Annotated in this window: 1 rRNA gene; it reads left to right on the top strand. The window is 53.1% G+C overall.

Annotated elements, in window-relative coordinates:
• Positions 1 to 163 precede the first annotated feature (163 nt).
• Positions 164 to 1176 (top strand): 16S ribosomal RNA (locus L1S47_RS20495); the annotation flags it as partial.

Genomic DNA, 1176 nt, shown 5'->3' with positions numbered 1-1176 from the left:
CGCTAAAGCGCGTCGCAACTGCTCTTTAACAATTTATCAGACAATCTGTGTGGGCACTCAAAGTGACATGGATTCTTAACGTCCTCGGACGAAAAATGAATACCAAGTCTCAAGAGTGAACACGTAATTCATTACGAAGTTTAATTCTTTGAGCATCAAACTTAAATTGAAGAGTTTGATCATGGCTCAGATTGAACGCTGGCGGCAGGCCTAACACATGCAAGTCGAGCGGTAGCACAGAGAGCTTGCTCTCGGGTGACGAGCGGCGGACGGGTGAGTAATGTCTGGGAAACTGCCTGATGGAGGGGGATAACTACTGGAAACGGTAGCTAATACCGCATAATGTCGTAAGACCAAAGTGGGGGACCTTCGGGCCTCATGCCATCAGATGTGCCCAGATGGGATTAGCTAGTAGGTGGGGTAACGGCTCACCTAGGCGACGATCCCTAGCTGGTCTGAGAGGATGACCAGCCACACTGGAACTGAGACACGGTCCAGACTCCTACGGGAGGCAGCAGTGGGGAATATTGCACAATGGGCGCAAGCCTGATGCAGCCATGCCGCGTGTGTGAAGAAGGCCTTCGGGTTGTAAAGCACTTTCAGCGGGGAGGAAGGCGTTAAGGTTAATAACCTTGGCGATTGACGTTACCCGCAGAAGAAGCACCGGCTAACTCCGTGCCAGCAGCCGCGGTAATACGGAGGGTGCAAGCGTTAATCGGAATTACTGGGCGTAAAGCGCACGCAGGCGGTCTGTCAAGTCGGATGTGAAATCCCCGGGCTCAACCTGGGAACTGCATTCGAAACTGGCAGGCTAGAGTCTTGTAGAGGGGGGTAGAATTCCAGGTGTAGCGGTGAAATGCGTAGAGATCTGGAGGAATACCGGTGGCGAAGGCGGCCCCCTGGACAAAGACTGACGCTCAGGTGCGAAAGCGTGGGGAGCAAACAGGATTAGATACCCTGGTAGTCCACGCCGTAAACGATGTCGATTTGGAGGTTGTGCCCTTGAGGCGTGGCTTCCGGAGCTAACGCGTTAAATCGACCGCCTGGGGAGTACGGCCGCAAGGTTAAAACTCAAATGAATTGACGGGGGCCCGCACAAGCGGTGGAGCATGTGGTTTAATTCGATGCAACGCGAAGAACCTTACCTGGTCTTGACATCCACAGAACTTTCCAGAG

Source organism: Clostridium sp. YIM B02551 (assembly GCF_022324735.1).
GTDB lineage: Bacteria > Bacillota > Clostridia > Clostridiales > Clostridiaceae > Clostridium_T > Clostridium_T paridis.
Note: the sequence above shows the minus strand (reverse complement) of the source record. Positions and strands in the feature narration are given on the sequence as shown.